19 protein-coding genes are annotated in these 21,771 nt (G+C 73.5%); 10 read left to right on the forward strand and 9 right to left on the reverse strand.

All coding sequences use genetic code 11. The annotated features are described in order from the left end of the window. The first annotated feature begins 336 nt into the window (after positions 1-336). Together ACMCNK_RS16130 and ACMCNK_RS16135 are read left to right on the forward strand one after the other, a co-directional pair. Positions 337-1,335, forward strand: coding sequence for a hypothetical protein (locus ACMCNK_RS16130; protein WP_412737226.1), 999 nt, complete (start codon positions 337-339; stop codon positions 1,333-1,335). 29 nt (positions 1,336-1,364) lie between these two features. Continuing rightward, positions 1,365-2,687: a hypothetical protein gene (locus ACMCNK_RS16135; RefSeq protein ID WP_412737227.1), complete on the forward strand. Its 1,323-nt coding sequence runs from the start codon at positions 1,365-1,367 to the stop codon at positions 2,685-2,687. Positions 2,688-2,691: 4 nt separating this feature from the next. On the opposite strand, the gene adhE is transcribed toward ACMCNK_RS16135, so the two are convergent. The 4 genes from adhE to ACMCNK_RS16155 all read right to left on the reverse strand — a co-directional run bounded on the left by adhE (position 2,692) and on the right by ACMCNK_RS16155 (position 8,409). Continuing rightward, positions 2,692-5,331, reverse strand: coding sequence for a bifunctional acetaldehyde-CoA/alcohol dehydrogenase (gene adhE, locus ACMCNK_RS16140; protein ID WP_412737228.1), 2,640 nt, complete (start codon positions 5,329-5,331; stop codon positions 2,692-2,694). 158 nt (positions 5,332-5,489) lie between these two features. Beyond that, entirely contained in the window at positions 5,490-6,188 is a 699-nt protein-coding gene (locus tag ACMCNK_RS16145) for a CPBP family intramembrane glutamic endopeptidase (RefSeq protein ID WP_412737229.1), read from the reverse strand. Next, complete coding sequence (locus tag ACMCNK_RS16150) at positions 6,185-7,042, reverse strand: hypothetical protein (RefSeq protein WP_412737230.1); 858 nt, start codon at positions 7,040-7,042, stop codon at positions 6,185-6,187. Before ACMCNK_RS16150 ends, ACMCNK_RS16145 begins: the two co-directional genes overlap by 4 nt. Then, the gene (locus tag ACMCNK_RS16155) at positions 7,039-8,409 is read right to left on the reverse strand and encodes a hypothetical protein (RefSeq protein WP_412737231.1); all 1,371 of its coding nucleotides are present in this window, start codon (positions 8,407-8,409) and stop codon (positions 7,039-7,041) included. The genes ACMCNK_RS16150 and ACMCNK_RS16155 overlap by 4 nt, the downstream gene beginning before the upstream one ends. Before the next feature lie 132 nt (positions 8,410-8,541). Here ACMCNK_RS16155 and ACMCNK_RS16160 point away from each other — a divergent pair, with 132 nt between their 5' ends. After that, positions 8,542-10,065, forward strand: coding sequence for a diguanylate cyclase domain-containing protein (locus tag ACMCNK_RS16160; protein WP_412737232.1), 1,524 nt, complete (start codon positions 8,542-8,544; stop codon positions 10,063-10,065). A gap of 7 nt (positions 10,066-10,072) precedes the next feature. Here ACMCNK_RS16160 and ACMCNK_RS16165 read toward each other — a convergent pair whose 3' ends face one another. Both ACMCNK_RS16165 and ACMCNK_RS16170 read right to left on the reverse strand, forming a co-directional pair. Beyond that, entirely contained in the window at positions 10,073-11,695 is a 1,623-nt protein-coding gene (locus ACMCNK_RS16165; RefSeq protein ID WP_412737233.1) for a protein kinase domain-containing protein, read from the reverse strand. A gap of 51 nt (positions 11,696-11,746) precedes the next feature. After that, a complete protein-coding gene (locus tag ACMCNK_RS16170; protein ID WP_412737234.1) occupies positions 11,747-13,534 on the reverse strand; it encodes a serine/threonine-protein kinase in 1,788 nt (595 codons plus the stop codon). 293 nt (positions 13,535-13,827) lie between these two features. Here ACMCNK_RS16170 and ACMCNK_RS16175 point away from each other — a divergent pair, with 293 nt between their 5' ends. From ACMCNK_RS16175 to ACMCNK_RS16185, 3 genes are all read left to right on the forward strand, one after another. Next, on the forward strand, positions 13,828-15,570 hold the full coding sequence (locus ACMCNK_RS16175) for a CocE/NonD family hydrolase (RefSeq protein WP_412737235.1): 1,743 nt from the start codon (positions 13,828-13,830) through the stop codon (positions 15,568-15,570). Between the two features lie 130 nt (positions 15,571-15,700). Next, a complete protein-coding gene (locus tag ACMCNK_RS16180) occupies positions 15,701-16,183 on the forward strand; it encodes a VOC family protein (RefSeq protein ID WP_412737236.1) in 483 nt (160 codons plus the stop codon). Between the two features lie 58 nt (positions 16,184-16,241). Then, the gene (locus ACMCNK_RS16185) at positions 16,242-17,114 is read left to right on the forward strand and encodes an alpha/beta hydrolase (RefSeq protein ID WP_412737237.1); all 873 of its coding nucleotides are present in this window, start codon (positions 16,242-16,244) and stop codon (positions 17,112-17,114) included. Between the two features lie 75 nt (positions 17,115-17,189). On the opposite strand, the gene ACMCNK_RS16190 is transcribed toward ACMCNK_RS16185, so the two are convergent. Beyond that, positions 17,190-17,546, reverse strand: a complete 357-nt coding sequence (locus tag ACMCNK_RS16190; RefSeq protein ID WP_412737238.1) for an STAS domain-containing protein — start codon at positions 17,544-17,546, stop codon at positions 17,190-17,192. A gap of 272 nt (positions 17,547-17,818) precedes the next feature. Between ACMCNK_RS16190 and ACMCNK_RS16195 the strand changes: the two genes are divergently transcribed. After that, positions 17,819-18,817 (forward strand): AraC family transcriptional regulator, encoded by a 999-nt coding sequence (locus ACMCNK_RS16195; RefSeq protein WP_412737239.1) that lies wholly within the window; start codon positions 17,819-17,821, stop codon positions 18,815-18,817. A 20-nt stretch (positions 18,818-18,837) separates the two neighbouring features. On the opposite strand, the gene ACMCNK_RS16200 is transcribed toward ACMCNK_RS16195, so the two are convergent. Next, entirely contained in the window at positions 18,838-19,176 is a 339-nt protein-coding gene (locus tag ACMCNK_RS16200) for a hypothetical protein (protein WP_412737240.1), read from the reverse strand. Positions 19,177-19,495: 319 nt separating this feature from the next. Here ACMCNK_RS16200 and ACMCNK_RS16205 point away from each other — a divergent pair, with 319 nt between their 5' ends. After that, positions 19,496-19,699, forward strand: coding sequence for a hypothetical protein (locus tag ACMCNK_RS16205; RefSeq protein WP_412737241.1), 204 nt, complete (start codon positions 19,496-19,498; stop codon positions 19,697-19,699). Between the two features lie 221 nt (positions 19,700-19,920). Here the strand turns inward: ACMCNK_RS16205 and ACMCNK_RS16210 are convergent, their stop codons facing one another. Continuing rightward, complete coding sequence (locus ACMCNK_RS16210; protein ID WP_412737242.1) at positions 19,921-20,826, reverse strand: Gfo/Idh/MocA family protein; 906 nt, start codon at positions 20,824-20,826, stop codon at positions 19,921-19,923. A 76-nt stretch (positions 20,827-20,902) separates the two neighbouring features. On the opposite strand from ACMCNK_RS16210, the gene ACMCNK_RS16215 reads away from it, so the two are divergent. Then, the gene (locus ACMCNK_RS16215; RefSeq protein WP_412737243.1) at positions 20,903-21,268 is read left to right on the forward strand and encodes a hypothetical protein; all 366 of its coding nucleotides are present in this window, start codon (positions 20,903-20,905) and stop codon (positions 21,266-21,268) included. 43 nt (positions 21,269-21,311) lie between these two features. Continuing rightward, entirely contained in the window at positions 21,312-21,764 is a 453-nt protein-coding gene (locus tag ACMCNK_RS16220; RefSeq protein WP_412740878.1) for a hypothetical protein, read from the forward strand. The last annotated feature ends 7 nt before the right edge of the window (positions 21,765-21,771 follow it).

The raw sequence follows: 21,771 nt of genomic DNA on the forward strand, positions 1-21,771 counted from the left end.
CCTTCCTCGGCTTTGCGCACTGTTAATTCTCATACCCGTCGGCGGGCCACACCATGCGCGTTGCGGAAATCTTGGGCCGAACCTCGCAGGCACTCCGATTACCGGACTCGAATCGGCATTACGCTACGTAGTCGTTCGGTTGCGCGGGAGGAAATCTCCGGTCCGGGCGCCACGAAAGCCATGACAGGTGGGTGCCCAGATCAGTCATCGGCCCGTAACATGCGCTCTCGTGATCGACGGGTCGAGTGGTGGATGGCCGGCGTGACGGACCGTAACGATGGGGGTGGACCAGGCTCGCAGCCACTCATCGAAGTGAGGCTGGCACGCCCCGTAGTCGTGTCGACGCCCCAGGCCGCGCCCCGCGGCACCGGCCGGTCGGGGGCGCACGCGGCCGGGCCGTACGCCGCCGATGGCCGGTGGCACGCGCCCGGCGACGCCTCCGCAACAGCCACGCGGACGCGCCGAGGTCCCGCCGCGGACCGGATCCGCCGGCGCCGGGTGGCCCTGGCCGCCGCTGCCGCGGTCGTGGCGGCCGTGGTCAGCGGGGCGGGCCTGGGCGCCCTCACCACCGCGGGAGACACGACCACCAACGACGCCGCCGCCACCGCCGGCCCCGCCGGTCCCCCCGCCGATCCGGCGCTGGCCGGATACCCGGGCGTGCCCGTGGCGCCCGCCCCGACCGGCTCCTCGGCCCAGCCCAGTGCCGACGCCGCGCCCAGCGGGCACGGACCCTCCCCCAGCGTGTCCACCGTCCCGGCCGCGCTGAGCCACCCGGCCACGCCGAGCGCGACCCGGCCCACGAGCACAGCCCTGCCGGTCGCGACGTTCCTGGCGCTGAGCGGCGAGAGCTGCCCCCAGTCCGCCGACCGCGGCTACTACGTCTCCGGCCGGGCCAGCGACTGGTACTCGCGGTCCTCCGGCGGGTGGGACGGCGACGGCTGCGGCGGGCGCATGCTGGCCGTACCGATGAGCGGGTCGGCCACCCGCGACGACCCGGACAACATCGTCCTGTGGTGGTTCCACACCGGAGCCGTGCGCAACGGCCGTTGCTCGGTGCTGGTCCACGTCCCCGACACCGGCAACGCGAAGGACTCCGCGGGCAAGCCGGCGCACTACCTCGTGCACGGCAGTGACGACACCGGCGGCACCGTGATCGGCCAGTTCGACGTGGACCAGGCCGGGAACCGGGGGCGGTGGGTCGACGCCGGGCAGTACGGCGTGACCACCGGCGAGATCTCCGTCCAGATGGTCACCCGCGGCGTCGACTTCGGCAGCGGCCGCGACGGCGACCACCTCGGCGCCTCCGCGCTACGAGTGGACTGCCGCGCCGCCTGAGCCGGCTCGCACAGAAAGGAACAGACCCGGTGTACGAGCACACCCCCGCCCCGACGATCCGCCAGCGCGGCTCGGTGCTGCTGGTCGTCGACGACGACAGCGCCGGGACGAACCTGCCCGACGTGCCCAGCGACCCGCAGGTGACCACGGTCGTGGTGGCCACCTCGCAAACGCCGCAGACCCTCGTGCTGCGGGCGCTGCTCAACGCCGCCCTGGCGCCCGGGTGCGCGGCGGTCCGGCTGGTGCTGGCGGGCGCCGGCGCCACCGATCCGGACGGGTGGTGCCCGGCCCGGCAGCTTGCCGACTCGCTCGGCCTGCCCGTGATCGCCCCGGACGGGCCGGTGATCGCCCTGCCGGGAACGCTGTTCGTGGTCGACGGCGGCTGGTGGACGTTCCGCCCCGGGGCGGGCGCGCTGGCCGAAGGCCCCCGGCAGCCGGCACCCGCATGGCAGCAGGCGGTGACCCGGCCGCTGCCCGCGGGCTCACCGCTGCGGGTGACACCCATCCCGGCCGGGCTCTGGCTGCACGCCGGGGACGAACCCATCGCCGCGGACGATCCCGCTTTCGCGGTACCGCCCGACCCGGCGCGGGTCACGCTGGTGGTCGGGCGGCCCGGCAGCGCAGACCCCGACCCCCAAGCTTTGATCGAGTACGTACGCGGCCTGGCGCCCGCCGTCGGCGACGAGCTGGTCCTCGTCCCGTACGGGCCGGGGGGCCGGTTCGTCGACGAACTGGCCTCGCGGCTGCCGGGTGACGCGGTCGCTGCCGTCCGCGTCGACGCGGGCCTGCCCGGCGTCCAGCCGGACGGCGTGACCGTACGTACCGTGGTCGACGACGCGGGACAGCCGGCCTGGCGCCCCCCGGCGCAGCGGCTGCGCTACCACGGTGGCGGCGCACCCCGGCTGTTGGAGTGGCGCGCACCCATGCCGGAGGAGCCCGCCGTGGACGTGGGCACCCAGCGGCTCGGCGAAGGCTGGCTGGTCGAGGTCGTCCGGTGCGGCCTGTGGGTACGCCCCGAGAACGAGGACGACGACCGGGTACGCCGGATGCCTGCGCACCCGGACCGGCTCCTGCTGCTGGTCGGCGGGCCGTCCGCCCCGCCCGCCGCGGCGGTGTGGCCCGCGGTGCGGTGGCTGCTCGACGGGCTGCCCGCGAACGAGCTGCGCCACCTGCAACTGGTGCTGCCCACCGGGACGACCCAGCCGTACGGGTTCCCGGCCGCGTGGAGCCTGACCCCCGACGCGGCCGTGCTGCCCGTCGACCCGGCCGCCGCGGCCCTGCCGTCCGGTCGCGGCGGCGCACCACGCGAGTGGAGCGAGGGCGACCCCGCGCCGCAACCCGCGCTCCCCTGACTCCTCAGCCGACGGCGACCGGCTCCCGGACGCCGTGGTACGCGGCGCGCATGAGCTGCTGCATGTCCTGCAGCATCGGCATGCGCGGGTTAGCCGGGGCGCACTGGTCCTCGTACGCGTTGACCGCCTGCTGCGGCAGCGACGCCATGAACGTGTGCTCCTCGACGCCCAGCGCCGCGAACGACGCCTCGATGCCGACCGCGTCCCGCAGCTTCTCCACCGCGTCGGCCAGCGCGGCGACCCCCTCCTCCGGTGAACCGGCGGGAAGTCCGAGCATGGCCGCGATCTCGGCGAAGCGTTGCGGCGCCCGGTAGTTCTCGTACTTGGGCCAGCCGGTCAGCTTCGACGGCACGGTGCCGTTGTAGCGGATCACGTGCGGCAGCAGCACCGCGTTGGTACGCCCGTGCGCGACGTGGAACGTGGCACCCAGCGTGTGCGACATGGCGTGCACGATGCCCAGGAACGCGCTGCCGAACGCCATGCCCGCGATGGTTCCCGCGTTGTGCATCCGCTCCCGCGACTCGGTGTCGCCGTCGACCACCGACTTGGTCAGGTTGCCGAAGATGAGCCGGATCGCGTGCAGCGCCAGCCCGTCGGTGAAGTCGTTGGCGTACACCGACACGTACGCCTCGATGGCGTGGGTCAGCGCGTCGAAGCCGCTGTCCGCCGCGATCGCCTTGGGCAGGCTCGCGGTCAGCACCGGGTCGACGATCGCCACGGTCGGGGTGAGCGCGTAGTCGGCGAGCGGGTACTTCTTGCCGGTGCGGTGGTCCGTGATCACCGCGAACGGAGTGACCTCGGCGCCCGTACCCGACGTGGTCGGGATGCAGACGAGCCGGGCCTTCTCCCCCAGCGTGGGGAACGCGAACGCCCGCTTGCGGATGTCGAAGAACTTCTCCCGCATGTCGTCGAAGACGACCTCGGGGTGCTCGTACTTGAGCCACATCACCTTGGCGGCGTCCATCGCCGAGCCACCGCCCAGCGCGATGATCGTGTCCGGGCGGAACGAGCGCATCAGGTCGGCGCCGCGGTCCACGGTGGTCATCCGCGGCTCGGGCTCCACGTCGTCGATGATCTGCAACGACACCGCCTCGGGGCGGCGCTGCAGCACCCGGTTGACCCGGTCGACGAAGCCGAGACGGGTCATCGTCTCGTCCGTGACCACGGTGACCCGGTGCAGGTCCGGCATGTCGGCGAGGTAGCGGATCGCGTTCGGCTCGAAGTAGATCTTCGAAGGGACCTTGAACCACTGCAGGTTGTTGGTGCGCCGGCCGATCCGCTTGATGTTGATCAGGTTGACCGCGGACACGTTGTTGGACACCGAGTTGCGGCCGTAGCTGCCGCACCCGAGCGTCAGCGACGGCAGGAACGCGTTGTACATGTCGCCGATGCCGCCCTGCGAGGCCGGGGAGTTCCAGATCACCCGGACCGCCTTGACCCGCTGGCCGAACTCCTCCACCAGCGCCTGGTCCTCGGTGTGGATCACCGCGCTGTGCCCGAGCCCGTCGAACTCGACCATCTCGGTGGCGTAGCGCAGCCCGTCGGCCCGCGAACGCGACCGCAGCACGGCCAGCACCGGGCACAGCTTCTCCCGGGTCAGCGGCTCGTTCGGGCCGACCTCGGTCACCTCCACCAGCAGGATGGACGTCTCCGGAGGCACGCTGAAGCCCGCCTTCTCGGCGATCCACGCCGCGGACTTGCCGACCACCTGGGCGTTGAGTTTCGCGCCGCCGCAGTTCGTGCCGTACGCGGTGGCGCCGAAGATGAACTCCTCCAGCTTGCGTTTGTCGTCACCGGACACCAGATGCGCGTGCAGCGTCCGGAACTGGTCGAGAGCGGCCTCGTAGATCTCGTCGTCGATGATGGCCGCCTGCTCGGATGCGCAGATCATGCCGTTGTCGAACGACTTGGACAGCACGATGTCGTTGACCGCACGGGCCAGCTTCGCCCCCGCCTCGATGTACGCCGGTACGTTGCCCGCACCCACCCCGAGCGCCGGTTTGCCCGCCGAATACGCCGCCTGCACCATGTTGTTGCCGCCCGTGGCGAGGATCGTGGAGATCCCGGGGTGGCGCATCAACGCGTTCGTCGCCTCCACCGACGGCGTCTCGATCCACTGGATGCAGTGCTCCGGCGCCCCGGCGGCGATCGCCGCGTCGCGCACCGTACGGGCCGCGGCGACGCTGCACTGCTGCGCGGCCGGGTGGAACGCGAAGACGATCGGGTTGCGGGTCTTCAACGCCAGCAGCGACTTGAAGATCGCGGTGGACGTGGGGTTGGTGACCGGGGTGATGCCCGCGACCACCCCGACCGGGTCGGCGATCTCGATGATGCCGTTGATCTCGTCGCGGCTGATCACACCCACGGTACGCAGCTCCGCCATGCTGTGCGTGACGTGCTCGCAGGCGAAGATGTTCTTGACGGCCTTGTCCTCGAAGACGCCTCGGCCGGTCTCGTCGATCGCGAGCTGGGCCAGTTCGGCATGCCGGTCGAGCGCCGCCACGGACGACTTGCCGACGATGTGGTTGATCTGCTCCTGGTCGAAGTCCTCGTAGGCGGTCAGGGCCTTGAGACCGTGACCCACCAGGGTGTCGATGGCGCCGTGCAGATCCGGCGCGGCAGCGGGACGGGTATCGGTGGTCATCGCACAACACCTCGGCAGGTACGGTTCGGGCGCCCAGCGCGTCCGGTGGTGGCTGACCTCCCGATTCTCGCCGTGCGTCACCCCGCGTGTCCGCGGATCGCGACGATTCAGCGCGGCCGCCACGTCAGCCCAGCCGCCACGTCAGCCCAGCCGCCACCTCAGCGCAGCCACCACGCGGCCAGGTCCGCGGCGGTGTGCGCGACCGCCGGGGCTTCCCAACGGCCGGTGATCTCCCGCAGGACGCCCAGGCACACGCCGACCGCCGTGTTCAGCACCGCGGTGTGCCAGCCGTAGAACGGCACGTGCAATCCGGCGAACGCCAGCGCGCTGATCACCGTTGCCGTCGCCGGGCCGTACCGGGCGAGGGACGCGTCGTACAGGGCGCCGCGCAGGAATGCCTCCTCGGCCACGGCGACCGCGGCCACGACCGCGGCCCAGGTCAGGTAGCTGCCGCCGGGCCGGTGCCCGCCGGTGTCCGCGGTCAGGCGGTTCAGCGCGGCGGGCAGGCACAGCACCGCGGCCAGCGCGAGCCCCGGAAGCAGGACGCGGCGGGTCGTGCCGGGCAGCGATCGGATACTGATTGCCGCATACGCCGACCGGGAGTGCCTGCACCCGACGTCCCGGAACGTCGGGCGCGTTCCGGAGGCGGCCGCGAGCGTACCGAGTGCGAGGGCGAACGCCAGACCGGCGGGGGCCGAGGCGGCGGTGGCCGTACCGGCGATCAGGGCCCGCAGGCCAACCGCGGCGCCGAGCCCGGCCAGCAACAGCGGCAGCAGACCCGGCCGGTACCGGACCGGCTCCCTGGTTGCCGCAGTCGCCGCGGTGGCCGCGGTGGCCGCGTGGGGCTGGCCGGTCACCGGTCCCGATCCCGGGATCGGATCACGCGGATGCCGACGATGCAGGCACCGAGCACCAGCAGCACGACCGCCAGGCCGATCAACTGGCGTAGCGGATGCCCGCCAGCGGCAGGGGCGGCCGGCGGGACGAACACCGACGGCGGCGGGGCACTTCCGGGCCCGATCCCGCCCGGGCCGGACGCTGCCGGACCGACGCTCGCAGGACCCGAACCCGGGCGCGGCGCGACGGTCGCCGGGGGCGCAGCGGACGGCAGGACCAGGGCGAAGTCGCCGAGCCCCGGCATGACCATCTCGTAGATGTCGTTGCCGACCTGGACGGGGATCAGCACGCTCCACGGCGCGGCGGGGCGATCGCGGTAGACCGCCGTGACCTTCGCCGGGGTGGCGACCGTGGCGCGCAGGTCGATGCCGGGCAGGTAGTTCGGGTCGGTGACGCGCAGCCGCACCGGCCCGGACGCGTCCGCGGTGGCGCCCACCCGGTAGACGTTGCCGTCGATGACCCCGGCCGGCGGGGCGCGGTCCGGGGCGACGGGCCGGGCGGTCAGCGTGAGCCGGGTGGTGGCGGGCGGCCCGAGCAGGTCACCGGCGGGCACGGAAACCACCACCTGCGGGCCCACCTCGGCGCTGGCGATGCGCATCGGTTCCCGGTTGGCGCCGCCGGAGGCGGGGGCGCTGCCGGTGGCGGTGGTCGGTGCGGCCGTGGCCGCCGACCCCGGGGGCGGCTGGACGTACCGGTACGGCTCGTCCGGGAAACCCAGGCCGTCGTAGAGCGGGATCCTGGCCGGGGCGAACACCCACGCCCCACCCAGGAGCAGAACGGACAGCAGGGCGCGCACCCGGCGGCTCCCGCTCATGACGTGTGAGCTGCCTCGGTGACCAGCGGCTGAGCCAGCAGCCACAGCGACATCGCGGTGTACCCCACCATCACCGCCAGCCACGGGTACTCGCCGAGGCGGGCCCGGCTCGCCGACGGTGCCACGCGGCGCAGCTGGGCGCTGGCCACCACGACCGCGATCACGTGCACGACCACGACCGCCGCCATGCTGACGTACCAGTACACGGCGCTGGGCAGCAGCTGCACCCGCGGCTGGAAGTCGTCGTCGAACGGGTACGGCAGCCGTACCGGCCACCCGGGCAGGCCGGGCGGGTTGCCCAGGAGCGGCATCAGCAACTGGCCGTTGACCAGCAGGTACTGCAGGTTGTGGGCGAGCAGGTAGCCGTAGGCGATCGGCAGCAGCGAGGGCAGCAGGTCGGCGAGCCCGCCGCGGGCGCCGCCGCCCGTGGCCAGCCGCCGGGCGAGCCCGGCGAACACCCCGAACACCAGCGCCAGCAGCGCCGCCACGAGCAGGAACGCGACCGTACGCCAGGCCGCGAGCCAGCCCGGGTGCAGGACGAGGTTGCCCGGTATCTGCCGCTCCCACCGGGCCCAGCCAGGGGTGGCCAGCAGCCCGTCGAACGTGACGCTGACGAGCAGCAGGAGCACGAACGCGATCCGGGACGGGTGGCGGTCGAACGGCACCGGCAGCCCGCCGCCGAGGCCGGGGCGCCCGGGCGCCCCGAAGCGCGCGTACCCGAGCCGGCCCCATGTGGCGAACAGGACCGTGAACAGCTCGCCGCGGCGCCCGAACTCCGCGCCGAACACCAGCCCGCCGGCCGCACACATCAGCGCGTACGCGAGCAGTCCGAACGCCGTGTTGGCGGGCACGACCGCGGTCTGGTTGACGACGAGTTCGGCCCACGCGACCACGAAGAACCCGACCGCCGCGGGCCACCACCCCAGCCACCCCGGCCAGGGCACCGGGTCCGCGGTCCCGAGCAGGCGCCGCCGCAGGCCGGGACGGTCGGTGAGCCGGGCCAGCACCGCGAACGGGTTCACGGGGCGGGTCCAGTCGCCGGCCAGTCCGCACGACAGCGGCACCGCGATCCACCCGATCAGCCAGAACACGGTCGGCAGCACGTTCTCCGCGGGCTCCTGGGCGCCCCACAGGCCGCAGGCGGCCAGTGCCGCGAACACCGCGATGCTCACCCAGCCGGGCCACCGGACCGGCGCGGGCGGGGCCTGGCCGTCGGCCGACCCTGGTACGGGAACCGCGTCCGGCTCACCGCCACGCCGCGCCACCAGCAGGAACGAGAAGACGACGACGAGCGTGCCGCCGAGCAGGAAGACCGACAGCGGCAGTGGCAGCTCGTACCGCTCGCCGAACGCGTGCGCCAGGTACACGCGGCCATCCCCCTCCAGCGCGCTCGGCCGTACGGTTCAAAAAGTATAAGTCAGACTAAAGGCCCGCATTCGGTGTTCGCTCGTGCGACCGAAGTCCTCAACGCCCGGACCGCGCCGCCGATGGGAATCGATGTGCGGAACAGGGCGGTTCACGCCGGCCGGGCATGGGCCTGGGTCGGGCTGCTCGCCATCGTCGGGTTCCTGATCCTGCCGGACGGCAACGCCTCCGCCATCTACTACGACGTCGTGGAGTTCGCGCTGGTCGGCGCGATGGTGGTCGGCGTGCTCCGCAACCGGCCCGCCGCGATCGTCGGCTGGTCGCTGCTGATCGCGGGCTCGTTCGCCAGCGCGGTCGCCGACGCGATGTTCGACGTGTACGCCCTCGCCCTGCACGACGACTCGTGGCCGGGGCCGTGGGACGTGGCCTACCTGCTCGGCTACCTCTTCACCGCGTCCGGGCTGTGCGTGCTGCTGCTGCGGCGCAACCGCGGAAGCGGGTACGCGGGTCTGGTCGACTCGCTGCTCATCGGGGTCGCCTGCTCGTTGCTGAGCTGGGTGTTCCTCATCCGGTACATCGCCGCGGGCGAGACGATGGGCACCCTCGGGCACGCGGTCACACTGGCGTACCCCAGTCTCGACCTGGTCGTGCTCGCCCTGGTGACCTGGCTGCTCACCACGGACGGCGCCCGCCGGGCCGCCTTCCAGCTGCTGGTCGCCGCCATGGTCGCGGCCCTGATCGCCGACTACCTGTGGGCGTTCATCGACATGACGTCGTACGACCCCGCGCTGTCGGTGGGGCGGTTCGTCAGCGCGTCCTTCCTGCTGGCCTTCCTGCTGCAGGCGATGGCGATCACCCACCCCGGCATGGTGGAGGTGGGGCAGCCCACGCCGACCCCGGCCACCCGCGCGATGCCCTGGGCGCGGGTGGGCCTCATGGCCTGTGCGGTCCTCATCGCGCCGGTCCTGCTCGCCTGGCAGGCCCTGACCGGCAACGGCACCGTACGCGACGCCCTGCCCATCGCCGTGGCCAGCGCGGCCATGTTCCTGCTCGGCCTGACCCGGATGACCATGCTGATCCGCCGGTTGCACCAGCAGGCACGGGTGATGCAGCAGCAGGCCGAACGGCTGCGTGAACTGGCCGAGCAGGACCCGCTGACCGGGCTGCCCAACCGGCGTATCTGGGACGTGGCGCTGCCCGCCGCACTGGCGCGGGCGACCCGTGACGGCGCCCCGGTCAGCGTCGCGATCGTCGACCTGGACCACTTCAAGGCGTTCAACGACCTCCACGGCCACCAGATGGGCGACCGCCTGCTCAAGGAAGCCGCCGCCGCGTGGGCGGACGGCCTGCGCGCCGGCGACCTGCTGGCCCGCTACGGCGGCGAGGAGTTCGTGGCGCTGCTGCCCGACACCGACGAGGTGGAGGCGGGCGACGTGCTGGACCGGCTCCGCGGCCGGACCCCGATGGGCTGCACTTTCTCCGCCGGGCTGGCCACCTGGGACGGCCGGGAGAACGGCGAGGCCCTGCTGAGCCGGGCGGACCGTGCGCTCTACCACGCCAAGGCCACCGGCCGCGACCGCGTGGAACGGGCCGAGGCGCCCCGGCCCCTGCCCCCTCAGGAACCGCGCACCGAGAGCCGCCAAGCGGCCAAGACCTGAGTACGGGTCAGGACACCGCGGCCGACGGACTCCCGTTGCGGCAGGTGACCGTCATCGTGATCCGCTGATTGCCGTGCTTGAACACGATCGTGGCGGCATCGGCCGGCCCCGCGTCGACCCCGTCCACCTTGTACGGCTTGACCGGGCTCCAGGACACCAACCGGGCCTGGCCGTCGGCGCACGACGCCTCGACGGAGCCGCCGTCCGACGACAGCGTACGCACCGGTGGGCCGGTGGTCGGCTCGGTCACCGGGGTGGTCGGCGGGACCTGCGGTGGGGTCGTGCCGGGCGGCGCAGTCCGCGGGTGGCCCGGCGTGGTCGTGGTGGCGTGCGTCCCGGGCGCGCCGGGCGGAACGGCGGTCATCCGCCCCAGCTCGCCGACCGGCACCGCACCGATCACGGTGGCCCGTGAACCTCCCGGCGTCGGCCGGGCCGTCCCGGGCGGGACCGTGCCGGGGCGCTGCCCGGGGGCGACGGAACCGCCGGGCGACACCCACGGCGGGGCGGCCCGTTCCACGGTGCGCTCCGCGCCGAGGCGACCGGACTGCCACAAGGCGAGGGCCGCGACGGCCGTGGCACCCGCCCCGGCGCCGGCGAGCAGGTACCACGAGCGTCCCCGCCGGTCGCGCGTACGGTCCCGGCCGGGCGCGACTCCTGCCCCGGGCGTCGGGGGCGGTGCGGCGTCCGCCCCGGGCGTTTCCACAGGCGGCCCCGTGACGGGTGCCGAGGACGACCGTGGTGGTACCGCGGGGGTCCGTACGACGGGGATGGCCGCAAGGGAGGCCGCACGGTCCGGCAGCCCCGCCGGTGCGGTCAGGCGTTCGGCGCGGGCCAGGATCGCCGCAGCATCCGCGGCGGTGGGCCGCTCGGTCGGGTCCTTGCGCAGGCAGCGATTGACCAGGTCGACCACGAACTCGGGTACGCGCGGAAGCTCCGGCAGCGGACTCGGCTCCACGTAGATGTGTGCGCTCAGCAGCTGCGTCGTGCTCTCCACGCTCCACGGTGACGCCCCGGCGAGCAGCCGGTACAGCAGCACCCCGAGCGCGTACACGTCCGAGGCGGGCTCGACGGTGTCACCGGTGAGCCGTTCCGGGGCCAGGTACGCCGGGGTGCCCAGCAGTTCGCCCTCCGGTTCCCCGGCGGGCCCGGCCGTGGCGGCGATGCCGAAGTCGACCACCTTCGCCCCGGACGCGGTCACGATCACGTTGGCCGGTTTGATGTCGCGGTGCACCAGGCCGTCGGCGTGTGCGGCGGCCAGGCCCGCGGCCACCTGGCCGCAGATCCGGAACACCTCCCGGGGCGACAGCATCCCGGCGGTCACCCGCTGCTGCAGCGTCTCACCCTCGATCAGTTCCATCACCACGTACGGCACACACTGGCCGTCGCGCACGGACTCGCCGTAGTCGTGGATCTGGGCGATGTTGGGATGCGACAGTGTCGCGGCGGCCCGCGCCTCCGTACGGATTCGGGCGCGTGACTGCGGATCCGGCGCGTGGCGCCCGGCGAGCACCTTGACCGCCACGGCCCGCCCCAGCACCTGGTCGTGCGCGCGCCACACGACCGCCATGCCGCCGCGGCCCAGCTCGTCGAGCAGGGTGTACCGACCGCCCAGGATCTGCTCAGCCTCCACCCGTCGCAGTCTGCCCTGACCGAGACCGATTCGCACATCCCGATGGGTGCGTCACCCGCGTGTCGTCGGTCCGTCCGGTACGACCGACGTCAGCGGGCGGGTCTGTGGGCGCGGGTCGCGCGCGAGCACCGGAGAGGTCGCCGGGGCGACCGGCGCGGTGAGCACCGTGACGTCCACCGCGGGGCTGCCAGCGGTGCACGTCGCGGTCATCCGGATCCGGCGGGGGCCGTTCCGGAACACGACGCGGGCGATGCCTGCCGGGCCGGGTTCCACCTTGAGCACCCGGTACGGCGCGACGGCGTTCCAGGACAGCAGCCGGGCCTTCCGCGGCGCGGTGCAGAGCACCTCCACGGTGCCGCCCTCCGACTCGAAGGTGCGCGGGGGCTGGGGTGGCTGCGTGGTCGGTTCGGTCGTCGGCTCGGTGGTCGGGTCCGTCACCGGTGTGGTGGTCGGCGGGTGATCCGGCGTCGTCGGCTGCCACGACGTGCTCGTGGTGTGTCGCGGCGCAGGCGGGCTCGACGGTACGGGGGGAGGCCCGGCGTCGCGGACCACACCGGCGTCGCCGTTCCCCCTGTCGCCGACCTCGCCGACCGGGACTCCGGCGACCGCCGTGACCTGCTGGGCGCCGCCGCGACCCGGGGCCGGATCGGTCTTGTGCGGGTTCTCGCGGGTGGTCACGGAGCTCGGGCGGTGCGACCCGGAGGCACCCGGCATCACCGGCGGTGCGGCCGCCCGGTTCCCGGCGTCGCCCGTACTGGCCTGGCTGGTCTGCCACACCGAGAGCAATCCCATGAGCGCGGCACCGGCGAGCACTCCGCCGAGCACGTGGCGCAGCCGGCGCCGGCGTACCCGCGAAGACCGGTCCGGCCCGGCCGACTTCGGCCGAGGCGCCGACGCGGCTGCGGCCGGAGCCGGCGTCACCTGCGAAACCGCAGCGTGGGATGGCACCGGCGGCGCCGGCGGCTGCGGCGCGGCGACCGCGGCACGGCCGGTGGGGGCCGCCTGAACGGCGGCACGCAGCACCGGGATTTCCGCGCGGACCAGGACGGCGGCCGCCTCCGCGGCGGTCGGCCGTTCGGACGGATCCTTGCGCAGACACCGGTCGACCAGCGCGGACACCGCGGCCGGCACACCGGGAATGTCCGGCAACGGGCTCGGTGCGACGTGGACGTGCGCGGTCAGCAGCTGCGTCGTGCTCTCCACGGCCCACGGCGAGTCCCCGGCGAGCAGCCGGTACAGCAGCACCCCGAGCGCGTACACGTCCGAGGCGGGCTCGACGGTGTCACCGGTGAGCCGTTCCGGGGCCAGGTACGCCGGGGTACCCAGCAGCTCCGACTCCGGCTCCTCCGGCCCGGCCGTGGCGGCGATCCCGAAGTCGACCACCTTCGCGGAGCCACCGGCCACCATCACGTTCGCCGGCTTGATGTCGCGGTGCACCAGGCCCTCCGCGTGCGCGGCGGCCAGCGCCGCAGCCACCTGACCGCAGACCCGGAACACCTCGCGCGGCGCCAGCATCCGCACGCTGACCCGCTGCTGCAGCGTCTCGCCCTCGACCAGCTCCATCACCACGTACGGCACACACTGCCCGTCGCGTGTCGACTCACCGTAGTCGTGGATCTGCGCGATGTTCGGATGCGACAAGGCTGCTGCCGCCCTCGCCTCCGTACGGATCCGGGCCCGGGAGTGCGGGTCCGCGGCATGACCCCCGGCGAGCACCTTCACGGCGACCGGACGCCCCAGCACCTCGTCACGCGCCCGCCACACCACCGCCGTACCACCGCGGCCCAGCTCGTCGAGCAGGGTGTACCTGCCACCGAGAACCTGCTGCTCGCCCACCACGCGTGCGAGTCTGCCGCGGGACCGACGGATTCGCACACCACGATGCGCCAAGGGTGAGCAGCGTGACATGCCCGCCCCGGAAGATCATCCACAAAGACGCCCGAACCCGTAACTTCGGTGCCCGGCGGGCATCAGCCGCGGTCACCACGCCCGGGGCACAGAACGGACGGCGACCCGTCGCGCGTACGCAGCGTAATCGCCCCGGGCCGCCCTACGATGCGATCGGGACGATCGGACAGCATCTCGCCGACCAGTGGCATGGCCTCGCGGGATCGCCGGTGGAAGGGTGATCGATGAGCGTCACCGGAACGGGCGCCGGCCGGGAGCCGGGCCGGCTGCAGCGGCTCGCCGACGCGGCGCTGGGGCGGGCGCTCGGCCACGTCCCGGCCCGCAACACGTACCGGGTGGACCGTGCCGTCGGAGTCCCGATGCGCGACGGCGTCACCCTGCTCGCCGACCACTACGCGCCGGTCGGGGCCGCGCCCCGCGGCACGGTGCTGATCCGCACCCCGTACGGGCGGGACTTCCCGGACGGCTGGGTGCACGCGCGCACGTACGCGGCCCGCGGCTACCACGTCGTGGTCGTCAGCGTGCGCGGCACCGCCGGATCGGGCGGGACGTTCCGGGCGATGGCGCAGGAGACCGACGACGGGCAGGACACGGTCCGCTGGCTGCGTACCCGGGTCTGGTTCGACGGGCGGCTGGCCACGCTCGGCGGCTCGTACCTGGGCTGGGCGCAGTGGACGCTGCTGCAGGACCCGCCGCCCGAGATGCGGGCTGCCCTGGTCTACGTCGCGCCGCACGACTTCCACCGGGCGGTGTTCGGCACCGGCTCGTTCACCCTCGCGGATTTCTTCACCTGGAGCGCCCAGGTCGCCCGCCCGCAGGAGCCCGGTCTGCTGCGCCGATTCGCCGGCGGGCCGGCCGCCCGCCGACGGCTCGCGCCGGGCCTGCACGGGCTGCCGCTCGCGGACGCCGCCCGGAGCGTCCTCGCCGGCCACGCCCCGTGGTACGGCGAATGGCTCGGCAATGCGGAGCGGGGCGAGGAGTTCTGGGCGCCGTACCGGGCGACGGCCGCGCTGGGCCGGGTCGACGTTCCGGTGCTGCTGGTCGGTGGCTGGCAGGACATGTTCCTCGACCAGACGCTGGAGCAGTACCGGGTGCTGCGCGGCCGGGGGGTCGACGTGGCGCTGACCGTCGGCCCGTGGACCCACGTCGGCGCGGCCACGCGCGGCGCGGGGATGGTCGGGCGCGACACGCTGGCATGGCTGGACGAGCACGTGGCGGGCGGCACGGCCGGCACGAACGGCGCGGGCGACGCGGGTGGCCCGAACAGCGCGGCCCGCCCCGCCGGCACGGCCAGCACGGGCAGCACGGGCCGGGTCCGGCCGCCGGTCCGGATGTTCCGTACCGGCGAGCGGGCGTGGCACGACCTGCCGTTCTGGCCCCCGGCGACCGTTGCGGCCGGCTTCCACCCGTACCCGGATGGGCGGCTCGAAGCCGCCGGGCCGGCGGACGCCACCGTGACCTTCCGGTACGACCCGGCCGATCCGACGCCGTCGGTCGGCGGCGCAGTGCTGGCCGGTACGGCCGGGGTCCGCGACAACCGGCCGCTGGAGTCACGGGCGGACGTGGTGACGTTCACGACCGCGCCGCTCGACGTGGACCTCGACGTGGCGGGCACCCCGGTGCTGGAGCTGACGGTCGCCGTGGACAACCCGTACGCGGACGTGTTCGCCCGGGTGTGCGACGTGGACGCCCGCGGCCGTTCCCGCAACGTCGCGGATGTGTTCCGGCGCCTCGACCCGGCTGTCCCGGCGGGCGAGAAGCGCCGGTTGCGTCTCACGCTGGACGCGTGTTTCCACCGGTTCGTGGCCGGGCACCGGCTCCGGTTGCTGGTGTGCGGTGGCGCCCACCCCCGGTACGCCCGCAATCTCGGCACCCCGGGCACCATCGGCGGCGGCTCCGCGCTGACCCCGGCACGGCACACGGTCTCCTGCGGCGAGTCCCGGCTGATCCTGCCGGTCGTGTCGTGACCCGGCCGCGTTTCGCCTGCTCCGGGCGAGGTCGCCGACGCTGAGCTGCGTCGCGGACGGGAACTGACTCGTTGAATCCGACAGTGCCGGTGCTACCGCCGGTACGGACGTCAGCCCGACAGGAGCCGCCATGGCCAAGGACAAACACGGGAGCCGGAACGCCGCGAGGGCCGCGGTGACCGCCGACCGGACGCCGAAGGGCAAGGTTGCGAAGGGCGTGGCGCCCGCGCCCCGGTCGGCGCCCACACCGGGCCTGTACCTGCAGCCGCTGGTCCACGTCGCCGAGATGGCGGCGTCGATCGAGTTCTTCCAGCATCTCGGCGCCGAGGTGATCCACGGCGGCCGGGACACCGACTGGGTGTTGATGCAGCTCGGCAACGTCCAGATCGCGCTGGTGGCCCGGACTCCGATCTGGTCGCGGGGCGACGGCGCGGTCGAGTTGAACTTCGCCGCGACCCTGCCGCTCGACGACCTCGAACGGTTGCTGCGCGAGCGGCGGGTGACCGTCTCGGGCGTCGTGCATCACCGCGACTTCGGACCGCAGCTCCAGGTGCAGAGCCCGGACGGCCTGCTGGTACGGATCACCCAGCGCGAGCCCGACCGCCTCATCTGAGCCCGCACGGACACCTGGCCCGCTGGGCATCGGGGTGCGCACCGCTTACCGTCGGGGAGTGACTCAGATCCGTACCGAGGACATCATGTTCACCGCCGACGGGCTGCGCCTCGCGGGGGTGCTGCGCGTCCCGCCGGACGCGACCGGCCGGGCGGTCGCGCTGACCGGGCCGTTCACCGGCGTCAAGGAGCAGGTCACCGGCGGCTACGCCGAGCGCCTGGCCGCCGCCGGGATCATCACGCTGGCGTTCGACCACCGCGGTTTCGGCGCCAGTGAGGGCCGCCGTGCGCATGAGGACAGTCAGGGCAAACTGGCCGACCTGCGTTCCGCGGTGTCCACCCTGGCCGGACACCCCGAGGTGGACGCGGACCGGATCGGCGTGGTCGGGGTGTGCCTGGGCGGCGGGTACGCGGTCCGCGCCGCCGCGACCGATCCGCGCATCCGGGCGGTGGCCGGGATCGCGGGCGGGTACAACAGCCCGGCCTGGTTCGCCCGCCAGCTCGGCGACGAGGCGTACCGCGGGGCGCTGCGCGGCTTCCTGGACCGGTACGACGAGTTCGTGCCGGCCGTGGCGCCCGACGGCGGGGAGGCCGCGATGGGTGGCGACGAGCCGTGGTCCTACTACGGCACGGACCGCTCCCGCGCGCCCGGCTGGGAGAATCGGGTCACCCGCGGCTCGCTGCACTCGCTGATGACGTTCGACGCGCTGGGCGCGGCCCCGCTGCTGGCGTCCGTGCCGCTGCTGGTCGTGCACGGGAGTGAGGACGCGTACTGCTCCCCCGAACTTGCGAAGGCCCTGCACGCGGAGACCCCGGGCGACACCGAGATCGTGTGGCTCGACTGCCACCAGCACGTCGACCTGTACGACGTGGAGCCGCACGTGAGCCGGGCGGCGGCGATGACGTCGGAGTTCCTGCATCGGACGCTGTGACCCGGTCACCGTCCACGATGGTGCGCAGAACCCTGCCGGGTGTCCCTCGGGAGTGGGATATCCGGCGGGCCGGGGTCAGGCCGGGCGCAGCCCGACCGAGGTCCGCGGGGAGGGCGGCTCGGCACAGCCGAGCAGGCCCACCAGCCCGGAGACCCACAACTGCCGGTACACCGTCGGGCTGGGGTGGGTGACCACCAGTTTGACCCCGCTGGCCGCGGCCGCGTGGAAGCAGGCGACCAGGATGCCGATGCCGATGCTGTCGATCAGCATGACCCGCTGGAGGTCGAGACAGATCTTGCCGGGCGCCGTGGCGGTGAGCACGTCGTTGACGGCGTCGCGCATCATGTGCGCGTTGTCGAGGTCGATCTCACCGCTCGGGGCAATTTCGACGGTCCCGTCGGCCAGCTGACGAGTGGTGATCGGCAGATACACGGCTGCCCTCTTCCTGGCGTCGTGCGGCCGACGCCGACCTTACCGCGGGTGCTGCGCTGACCAGCTGCGCAATACGGCGCCGCACCGGGCGCCGAGTCCAGACCGCGTACCAACAACAATCCGCTGGACTGCAAGTTACGCCTCGTAGGCGCGGAACGCCAGAGTAGTTCATATGGCCTGAATGTGCGGGAACGAGCAGGGCGTGGCGCGGACGTTGACGTTGGACACATCAGCGCCGAATACTCACAGTATGCGGCTAGGCACTCGACACGATGACTGATGCGCGGCCTAGGCCGAGTTCCCCCGCAACCCTCGACGTCGTCCGCTTCAGCAGCCACGACCTCGACGACTTCCGCTCGGTACTGCGCCGGTTCTTCTACTCGGCCGCGATGGAGGTGCCCGGCGGAGCGAAACGGTTCCAGGCGTCGGCCGAGATGATCCAACTCGGACCGATCACGGTCGGGCAGTTCCGGCTCGCGGCACCGCTGGTGGCCGCGGCCGACGTGGACGCGTACCACGTCACCCTGCCGGCCCGGGGCCGCGTACTGATCCGCCACGCGGGCCGCGAGTACCTCGCCGGGCCGTCCACCGCCGCGGTGTTCGGGCCGACCGGCCGGGCGGTCGTGCTGCGCGACGGCCCCCCGATGGAGGAGCTGAACATCAAGATCGAGCGGGCCGCACTGGAGGACGAACTGTCCACCCTGCTCGGCCGGTCGATCGAGGGACCGGTCGACCTGCCGCCGACCCTGGACCTGTCCGACGGACCGCGCCTGACCTGGCGCCGGATCGTCCACCTGCTGCGCGACGAGCTGGCGCACCCCGGGAGCCTGCTGTTGCAGCCGCTGATCGCCGAGCAGTTGCGGCACAGCCTGCTCAGCGGCCTGCTCCTGTCGGCCCCGCACCGTTACCTCGCGGAGCTGACCGCGCCCGCCCCGGCCGGGCCGCCCCGCGCCATCCGGCGAGCGCTGGACGCCATCCACAACGATCCGCAGCAGCCGTTCAGCGTCGGCGATCTCGCGGCCGTGGCGCAGGTGAGCGTCCGGTCGCTGCAGGAGGGGTTTCGGCGGCACGTCGGGTGCGCGCCCATGGCCTACCTGCAGCGGGTCCGGCTGGACCGGGCCCGCGACGCGTTGCGCGTGGCCGACTACTCCCGGGTGACCGTGGCCGCGGTGGCGCATCGGTGGGGGTTCGCGCATCTGGGGCGGTTCGCGTCCGCCTACCGGGCGCGTTTCGGCGAGCCGCCGTCGGTGACCTTGCGGGCGGCGGGCTGACCGGATTTCACCCGGACGGGCTACTCGCCGGGGTCGCTGCGGCGGGGCTGATTCGGCACCCCGTCCGGCCGGGTCATCCCGTCCCGCTCGCCGAACAGGTGACCGCGCGGGGGCACCCACTCACGCCACGGGCCGATCCGCGGGGGCACCGCGGCGGCCACCCCGTCGCCCGGCCCGCGCAGCGCACGCAGGTACGCCAGGACGCGTTCGGCGGCCGCCCCGCCGTCCTCGGCCAGCGTCATGAGCACCCCGGCCTCGTCGCCGGGATCGCCCCCATACCGCCTGATCAGGGCGGCGAGACCGGCCAGCGCCCGCACGACCTCGCTGGCGTCGCGTTCCGCATCGGGCAGGCTGCTCACTGCGGCACATCCCTGCATGCGCTCATGTGTCGTTCCCCTCGCCGCACGTGCCGGCCCCGTCGCCGCCGGCGCCCGGCCGACGGCATCCGAGCGATCCCCGCCGGAGCACGTCACACGTGACAAGCGGAAAATGTATTCGCCCGGCTACTAACCGTCCATCCGATGCACGCGTAAGCGTTGTCCGAATCGCGCTCACTTCGCTTCGCTGCTGATCGATCGTCCGTTTCCGCACCGGCCGGGCCCCTGGTGTCGTAGTGTCCACCCGGGCGGTGGGTAACGCGGCGGAGAACGAAGCACGAGAGATCCGCATGGAGGAGCCATGACCGAATCGAATCGGCCACCCCTGGAGGAATCGGAGCAGGTCTCCCCGGAGCCGCGCATCCGCACCGGCGCGGACCAGCCTTGGGATCCGGTGGACCTGGCCACGGCGCAGGGCCGCGACCCGACGCCGGAGAACATCGAGCGGGCCCGCCGCGAGCTGGAGCGCGACGGCGCGGCCGCCATCGAGCGCACGGTCCCCTGATCGGGTACGGGCGGGCCGCCGCGCGCCGGTGCGCCCGCCCGCGCCGACACGGGTGACGGTTGGTCGGCCCGGCAGGCCGCTGCGCGGTCGGTCATGGGGTGCGCCCCCTTCGTCCTCACGTCCGATCAACGGCTGACCGAGCGATTCGGCGCGCCCGGCACCGCGGATGGGTTGATCGTGCGCCCGGCGTGAGGGTCGGGTAGGTCGTGCCGCCACGCGGCTCAGATGGCCGGGGGCAGGGCAACCGTCCGGCCGGTCCGGGCTGACTCCTCGGCCGCGGCAAGGATCGCAGTCACGGCGGCCCCGAACCGGACGTCCAGGCCGAGCGGAGGTCCGCCGACCGCCGCCCCGAGCAGCCCGTCCAGGGCGATCTTCAACGCGGTGACCGGCTCCCACGGCAGCTCGGGCACGCTGGCGACGCCCGCTTCCCCGGTGAACACCGCTTCCTCCCGGGCCGCCGCGGGCGGCGCATCGACGGACAGCGCGAGGGTGCTGATCCCGCCGCCGGAGTGCCGGAGCAGTACATGGCTCATGTCGCGGGCGCCGACCATCGCGGTGACCTCGGTGACCGGGCCGAGCACCGGCAGCACCAGCGCGACCGCGTGCGGGCCGACGTCCCACAGCCCGCCGCTCTCCCGGCGCCACGGCGAGTCACCGAACGGGTTGCCCTCGCCGTAGATGGACCCGAGGTGGTCGACCCGGGCCGCGAGCCAGCCACCCGTGGCGACCGCCCGCTCGACGAACTCGGCAAGCTGCGGCATGAACCGCCGGGTGAAGAAGACCGCGGAGGCGAGCTTTCGCTCGGTCACCACGGCCGCGATCTCGTCGGCCACCGCGGGGCTGAACGCCACCGGCTTGTCCAGCAGCAGATGCCGGCCCGCCTGGGCGGCGGTGAGCGCGATCGGCGCCTGCACGTCGGGCGGCAGGGCCACCGCGATCGCATCCACGTCGGCGATCAGTTCGTCGACGGTGCCGTACGCCAGTGCCCCGTACGCCTCGGCCAGCGCGGTGGCCTTGGTCTCGTTGCGACCCCACACGCCGACGAATTCGACATTGTCGTGCGTCGCGAGCGCCGGTGCGTGCGCGAGATGCGCCCACGGGCCCGTACCACAGAGTCCGAACCTCACCGCAGCGCCCCTTTCGCCGGGAATGCTCGCCCTGGCCGAAGCTAACACGCCCAGGCTGATCAGTACGCTGTGCCGCGTGAACGGTCCTCTGTCGGTGGCGACGATCGTCGTCTCACTCGTACTGGCGCTCTGGTATCTGGCCCGCGTCGCGCTCAACCGGGCGCCCAGCCGCCTCGATCTGTACGCGATGGCGGCGCTCGGCGTACTGGTGGCGGCCCTGGTCGTGGTTGCCGTGGTGGGCCTGTTCGACGGGAGCCGGCCGAAGGAGACCGCGACCTTCATCGGGTATCTGATCACCACGATCGCGTTCGCACCGACCGGGGTGGTACTGGCCCGCATGGAGCCGACCCGGGCCGGGAGCGGGATCCTCGCGGTGATCGCGCTGGTGCTTCCGGTCCTGGTGCTGCGGCTGGAACAGCTCTCGGCGGTGACCGGTGGCTGAGCCGACGCAGCCCGAGCAGAAGCCCGCACAGGAGGGTCATCCGGTGGAACAGGACACGCAACGACCGGCGGAACGGACCCGCCCCCGGGACGCGGCGCTGGGCAGCGGGCCCGGCCGCGTCCTGCTGACGATCTACGGGATCTTCGCGGTGTCCGCGAGCGCCCGCGCCGGGGTGCAGATCGCCACGAAGTTCTCCGAGGCGCCGCTCGCGTACCTGCTGTCCGCGCTCGCCGCAGCGGTGTACATCGCGGCCACGGTCGGGCTGGCCATCGGCGGGCACCGGGGCCGGATCATCGCGTGGTGCAGTTGCTCCGTCGAGATGGTCGGGGTGCTCGTGGTAGGCGCGCTGAGCCTGGCGGACCAGGCTGCGTTCCCCGACGCGACCGTCTGGTCCGGGTTCGGCAGCGGCTACGGTTTCGTCCCGCTGGTGCTCCCGGTCGCCGGCCTCTACTGGCTGTGGCACAACCGGCCCAGCAAGGAGCCGGCCCGGCCCTGAGCGGCCC

The organism is Krasilnikovia sp. MM14-A1259 (genome assembly GCF_047159535.1).
Classification (GTDB): Bacteria; Actinomycetota; Actinomycetes; order Mycobacteriales; family Micromonosporaceae; genus Actinoplanes.